The organism is Arthrobacter sp. (assembly GCF_031179385.1).
Lineage (GTDB): Bacteria > Actinomycetota > Actinomycetes > Actinomycetales > Micrococcaceae > Arthrobacter_D.
Genome location: NZ_JAPSHV010000206.1, coordinates 1 through 2,823, shown reverse-complemented (window position 1 = coordinate 2,823; position 2,823 = coordinate 1). Strand labels below are relative to the sequence as shown.

The 2,823-nt window shown below is 67.9% G+C and carries 4 protein-coding genes and 1 pseudogene; 2 read left to right on the top strand and 3 right to left on the bottom strand.

The window, feature by feature from the left end; translation table 11 throughout:
* Both RIF85_RS15540 and RIF85_RS15535 read left to right on the top strand, forming a co-directional pair.
* Positions 1-281, top strand: a pseudogene (locus RIF85_RS15540) (MFS transporter); the annotation flags it as partial.
* A 15-nt stretch (positions 282-296) separates the two neighbouring features.
* On the top strand, positions 297-656 hold the full coding sequence (locus RIF85_RS15535) for a metalloregulator ArsR/SmtB family transcription factor (RefSeq protein ID WP_309072804.1): 360 nt from the start codon (positions 297-299) through the stop codon (positions 654-656).
* An 8-nt stretch (positions 657-664) separates the two neighbouring features.
* Here the strand turns inward: RIF85_RS15535 and sufU are convergent, their stop codons facing one another.
* The 3 genes from sufU to RIF85_RS15520 all read right to left on the bottom strand — a co-directional run.
* Entirely contained in the window at positions 665-1,126 is a 462-nt protein-coding gene (gene sufU / locus RIF85_RS15530; protein ID WP_309072803.1) for a Fe-S cluster assembly sulfur transfer protein SufU, read from the bottom strand.
* Complete coding sequence (locus RIF85_RS15525; RefSeq protein ID WP_309072802.1) at positions 1,123-2,424, bottom strand: cysteine desulfurase; 1,302 nt, start codon at positions 2,422-2,424, stop codon at positions 1,123-1,125. The genes sufU and RIF85_RS15525 overlap by 4 nt, the downstream gene beginning before the upstream one ends.
* 60 nt (positions 2,425-2,484) lie before the next feature.
* Positions 2,485-2,823: cation transporter (locus RIF85_RS15520; RefSeq protein WP_309072801.1), on the bottom strand; the 339-nt coding region annotated here is incomplete at its 5' end.

Below are 2,823 nucleotides of genomic sequence, written 5' to 3'. Positions count from 1 at the left end.
GCACCTCGATGATCAACACGCCCTCGGCGCGGCTCCTGCGCCGGGCCGCTACCGACGACACGCGCTCCTACCTCTTCACCGCCCAGTTCTCTTTGTCCCACGCCTGCTTCATCATCGGCTACCCGGTGGCAGGATGGGTGGGCGCGATAGCCGGGCAACCGGCGTCCGCCGCTGTCCTTGCCATCCTCGCTACACTGAGCACAGTGGCCGCGTTCCGGTTGTGGCCGCGTGAAGCGGCTATGCAGGAAGCCGCGGCTGCGGTGAGTGGTCGGCAAGGATAGAGCGAGGACGAAGTCATGAGTGAGCTCCCCCTGGAGCGGCAGCCAAGCCTCCATCATGACCGTGAACCCGACTCCTCCAGACTCCACACCGGTGCTGCCACCTTCAGCATGCTGGCAGATCCAACCCGGCTCCACCTGCTGTGGCTGCTCACCCAGTCACCGTCCGACGTCGGCAGCCTGACCAAACGCACCGGCGCCTCCCGGACATCCGTGAGCCAGCATCTGGCCAAGCTCCGGTTCTCGGGCCTGGTCACCACGCGTAAAGAAGGCCGAAACGTCGTCTACAGCATCAGCGGCGGGCACCTGGCTCGCTTGGTCCGCGAGGGCATGAACCACGCGGACCATAAGGTCACCGGAGAACCCCCGCACGAATAGCGGTGTCCTCACCGGTTCGCTGCGAGAACCGCTTCCTCCAAGGCGACCCACGCGAGCATCGCGCACTTGACGCGCGCCGGGAAGCGGGAGACGCCGGCGAAGGCAGCCGCGTCACCGAGCACTTCCTCATCGGGCTCCACTGTTCCCCGGGAGCGCATCAGTTCCCGGAAGCGGTCAAGCTGCTCCATCATCTCGTCGCGCGTGCTGCCGCTGACCAGCTCGGTGAGGACCGACGCCGACGCCATCGAGATGGCGCAGCCCGCGCCCTGCCAGGCCACCCGCTCGATCCGCGAGTCCTCGAGCCACACCCGCAGGGTCACCTCGTCGCCGCAGATGGGATTGAGCTGGTGGGATTCGCCGGTTGCCAATGAGTCAGCGCCCGACGACGGATCGGTCGGCCCCTGCCCCACCCGCCTCTTCGCGTGGTCGAGGATGATCTGCTGGTACAGGCTTTCTAGTTCGCTGCTCATGCTGAGGCTCCGAAGAACGAGCGGACTTCGGCCACGGCGGCGAGGAACGCGTCCACCTCGTCGGTGGTGTTGTACAGGTAGGTGCTGGCCCGGGTGGAGGCGGTCAGGCCGAGGCGGCGGTGCAGCGGCTGGGCACAGTGGTGTCCCACGCGCACGGCAATGCCGCGGGAGTCCAGGTACTGGCCGACGTCGTGCGCGTGAACGCCGTCGACGTCGAACGCGGCGAGGCCGATGCGCGGCTGCCCGGCACGCGGGCCAAGGACGCGGATGCCCTCGATCGCTTCGAGGCCGGAGACCAGACGCTCCCCCAGGATCCGCTCCCACTCCTCGATGCGGTCCATGCCGGTCTCGGCCAGGTAGTTCACGGCCGAGCCGAGGGCCACGGCCTGCGAGATCCGCTGGGTGCCTGCCTCGAACCGGGCCGGCGGCGGGAGGTACTCTGCGCGCTCCAGGGTGACGGTGGTGATCATCGATCCGCCGGTCAGGAACGGCGGCATGGCGTGCAGGTGCTTCGACCGCCCGTACAGCGCTCCGATCCCCGTGGGTCCGAGCATCTTGTGCCCGGAGAAGGCCACGAAGTCGACGTCGAGGTCCGCCACGTTGACCGGCAGGTGCGGCACTGACTGGCACGCGTCGAGGACGGTGAGCGCCCCAACCTTCCGCGCCAGGGAGACCAGTTCGGCCACCGGGTTGATGGTGCCGAGCACGTTGGACGCATGGGTGAACGCGAGCAGGCGGGTGCTGCCGTCGATCACGGAGGCGGCCTCCTCCAAACGGAGGGCGCCGTCGTCGTCCACTGGGATGAAGCGCAGGGTTGCGCCGGTGCGGGCGGCGAGTTCCTGCCAGGGGATGAGATTCGCGTGGTGCTCCATCTCGGTGACCACGATCGAATCCCCCGGCCCGAGAGCGTAGGGCCGTGCGGCCTCGCCGCCGAGCCCCAGGGACGCGTTCGAGAGGCTGTAGGCCACAAGGTTCAGGGCCTCGGTGGCGTTGGAGGTGAACACGATCTCCTCCGGAGAGGCACCGATGAAGGATGCGACGAGGGTGCGCGCGTTCTCGTAGGCGTCGGTCGCTTCGACCGCGAGCGAGTGTGCGCCGCGGTGTACGGCGGCGTTGCGCTGCTCGTAGTACTCCTGCTCGGCTTCCATGACGCTGACGGGATTCTGCGAGGTCGCCCCCGAGTCGAGGTAGACCAGCGGCCGGCCGTTCAGCTCGGTGGAGAGCAGCGGGAAGTCGTTGCGGATGCGGCTCACTTCATCATCGGAGAGAGGATGTGACGGAGCTGACAGGATGGGCATGGAACTCCCTCGACGGCGAATGTGCGCTCTCCATTCTACTGCCGGGGCACGGCCGAAGGGTCAGGCTGAGCAGCAGGAGCAACCGTTCCCGGCGGCCGTCTCCGCCTTGTCCGGTTCGGCCCGGCCGAGAGGGTTGACGCAGCATGCGTCGCCCTTCCACGCCTCCCGGCCTTCCTTGACGGCCCAGCCTGCGATGACCAGCGCTGCAATGGGATCGGCCCAGGCCCATCCGAACAGGCTGTTGAGCAGGAGCCCCACCAGCAGCACCCCGGAGAGGTAGGAACAGATCAGGGTCTGCCGAGAGTCAGCGACGGCCGACTTCGAACCAAGTTCGCGTCCGGCCCTCCGCTGGAGGTAGGACAGAAGCGGCATGACGGCCAAGCTCACCGCTGCGAGCAC